This window comes from Roseiarcus sp., from assembly GCF_052145395.1.
GTDB lineage: Bacteria > Pseudomonadota > Alphaproteobacteria > Rhizobiales > Beijerinckiaceae > Roseiarcus.
The window spans coordinates 1-2,852 of record NZ_JBKQOT010000209.1 but is presented as its reverse complement, the minus strand read 5'-3'; the positions used below and the strand labels follow the sequence as shown (position 1 = coordinate 2,852).

Annotated in this window: 2 protein-coding genes; both read left to right on the top strand. The window is 64.3% G+C overall.

Going from position 1 to position 2,852, the window contains the following annotated elements; all coding sequences use genetic code 11:
* The coding region (locus ACLP25_RS07125) for an ATP-binding protein (RefSeq protein WP_442468518.1) at positions 1-97 on the top strand (97 nt) is incomplete at its 5' end.
* Positions 98-622: 525 nt separating this feature from the next.
* Positions 623-2,401, top strand: a complete 1,779-nt coding sequence (locus tag ACLP25_RS07120) for an adenylate/guanylate cyclase domain-containing protein (RefSeq protein WP_442468517.1) — start codon at positions 623-625, stop codon at positions 2,399-2,401.
* Positions 2,402-2,852 lie beyond the last annotated feature (451 nt).

Here is a 2,852-nt window from a genome sequence, read left to right as displayed (position 1 = left end):
CACGCTCGCCGACGCCATCCTCGACCGCGTCATTCACAACGCCTATCGCATCGATCTGGCCGGCGAGAGCCTGCGCAAGCGGCCGTCCTCGTCCTGACACCGACGTGCGCGCGGAGGGCCGGCTCGCCCGACCCTCGGCGCGACAAGGCCGTGGATAACGGCGGGCTGCGCTACGGCGCAATGCACAGCGCGCTCCGCCCGCCGTTACCCACCGCCACTCCAGCCGCCCTTCGCAAGCCGAGCTCTCTCGCCATATTGCGGAAGGCCGCAAGACCCATCCGGCCAAGCGAAACATCATCCCATGATCCGCGGAAGCCAACGCCCGGTGGCCGACATCAAATCGGAAGCCCGGCCGGCTTCAAATCGGAATCGGTGGCCGGCCTCCTATTGGAATGCGTGGTCGGCTTCGTCCGAATCGGCGCCAAAGGCATGGCACTCGTCACAGGACATCAGCGAAGCCTCGCGCACCTGGTGGCCGCTGAACCGATGAGAACCGCCGGCCAGCGTGGCATTGGGGACCTTCTGCCTCCCTGAGGATCGACAGCGTTTGATCCAGATCACTGCAGATTTTGCTCCAGGGCCTATGCTTTTTCGACCAAGTAAAGGCACGGAGACGCCTCTGATGCCCGAGACGCGTAAGGTCGCGGCGATCTTGGTCGCCGACGTCGTCGGCTTCAGCCGGCTCGCCGAAGCGGACGAAGAGCGCACGCTGGCGCGTTTGCGGGCGCTGCGCAGCGACCTCGTCGACCCGACGATCGCAAGCCATAATGGCCGGCTCGTGAAGCGCACGGGCGACGGAGCGTTGGTCGAGTTCCGCAGCGTGGTCGAAGCGGTGCGAGCCGCCATCAACGTGCAGACCGGCATCGCCGAGCGCAACATCGGACTGCCCGCCGAGAAACGGATCGAGGTTCGCGTCGGCATCCATCTCGGCGACGTCGTTGAGGAAGCTGACGGCGACCTCATGGGCGACGGGGTCAATGTCGCTGCTAGGATCCAGGCGATCTGCGAGCCTGGCGGCATTTGCCTTTCGGAAGACGCGTACCGGCAGGTGCGCGACAAGCTGCAGGTGACATTCGCCGATCTCGGCGAGCAGTGGCTCAAGAACATCGCGCGTCCGCTGCGGGCGTACGCCTTGAAGATTGGCGCGACGGCAGACGCGCCCGCAAGCTTACCGCCGGCGTCCAAGCGCCACGGTTTGCCGCGTCTCTCTCTCGTCGTGCTGCCCCTTGCCAACATCGGCGGCGGTCCGGAGCAAGATTATTTCGTCGACGGCGTGACCGAGAGCCTTACGACCGACCTTTCGCGCATCTCCGGTTCTTTCGTCATCGGTCGCAGCACCGCCTTCACCTACAAGGGCAAAGCGGTCGACCTAAAGGCGATCGGCCGCGAACTCAACGTCCGATATGTGCTGGAAGGCAGCGTTCAGCGCGGCGTCGATCGTCTGCGCGTCAACGTGCAACTGATCGAAGCGGAGACTGGCGCGCACATCTGGGCGGAACGGTTTGACAAGCCGATCGCCGATCTCTTTGTGATGCAGGACGAGATCGTTTCGCGCCTCGCCAATCGGCTCGGAGAGGAAATCGCCTTGGCCGAGGCGCGGCGCGCCGAGCGCTCTCCGGACCCCGATTCGATGGATCACTATTTCCTTGGGCGCGCCGAGTTCAATAGGGGCCTTGCCCCAGCTTACTTACAGAAAGCGCACTCCCATTTCGACCGTTCCCTCGATCTCGATCCTGACAACGTCGACGCGTTGGCCGGTCGGGGTATGGTGGACCTGGTCGCCGCGGCCATTTGGGCGTCGGACGACCGCGTCCGGCGGCTGCGCTCCGCGGAAGCGGACCTTACCAAGGCTGTCCGACTAAATCCGGACCATGCCACCGCCCATGCAGCGCTCGGCTACTTGCGCATGCTGAGCCATAGAATTGCTCAGGGCATAGCCGAGTGCGAGCGCGCGCTAGAGATTGACCGGAACTTTGCCTCTGCCCATGTCTTCATGGGCATGGGAAAGTTTCTTCTTGGGCGTAACGAGGAAACCGAGGCGCACGTCCGTGAGGCGCTGCGGATCAGTCCACGCGACACGTTGGCAGGCATCTGGTCATATATCGCGGGGTGGGCCAAGCTCGCCTCCGGCCGCGACGACGAAGCCGTCGACTGGCTAATCCGGTCCATCGAACTCGCGCCAAATTCAACAATGGCCCATTTCCTGCTTAGCTCCGCGCTGGCGCACCTCGGCCGAGTGGAGGAAGCGCGCGATGAGACGCGTACCGGGCTAGAACTCGATCCGGGCTTCACTATCGCACGGTTCCGCGGATCCTCACCACTTAGCGACCATCCCGATTATCTGGCGGGGCGCGAGCACATCTACGACGGCATGCGCATCGCGGGGGTGCCCGAGGAATGATCGCCGCGCGCCGTCTTGCCGCTGACGCCCCGGTATTCAGCCGCAGGTCGAACTGACGCGCTCGCAGCCTAACCCAGGAATGGTCGCTCATAGCGCGACGCTCCCGTAGCGCCTTCGACCGCTTTCTTGCGCATCGCTGCGCATTCCACGGGATCGTGAGCGCCCGTTCCACGGCATCATGAGCACGCGTTTCACGCAATCATGAGCGGAGGGCGCGTCGTCGATGGCGACATTGAACGCGCAAGGGACGGCTCACGCGCCTGGAAGAGCATCTTCTCGACAAGCCCTGGCGCAAGACGCGCGAAGGCGTCGAGGTCGAGCTTCTGGCGCAAGACGACGAACTCTACGTCTACGCCCAAAGCGACGACGCCAGCTCAAATGGCTGTGGGCGCGGCTGAACAAGCTCGCCGCCATGGACGTCTCGCACCAGGAGCGGCTGATGAAGCTCGGC

What these genes read in the sequence shown, in the direction of transcription:
- ACLP25_RS07120 (WP_442468517.1), top strand. Translation starts at nt 623, where the DNA reads ATGCCCGAGACGCGTAAGGTCGCGGCGATCTTGGTCGCCGACGTCGTC.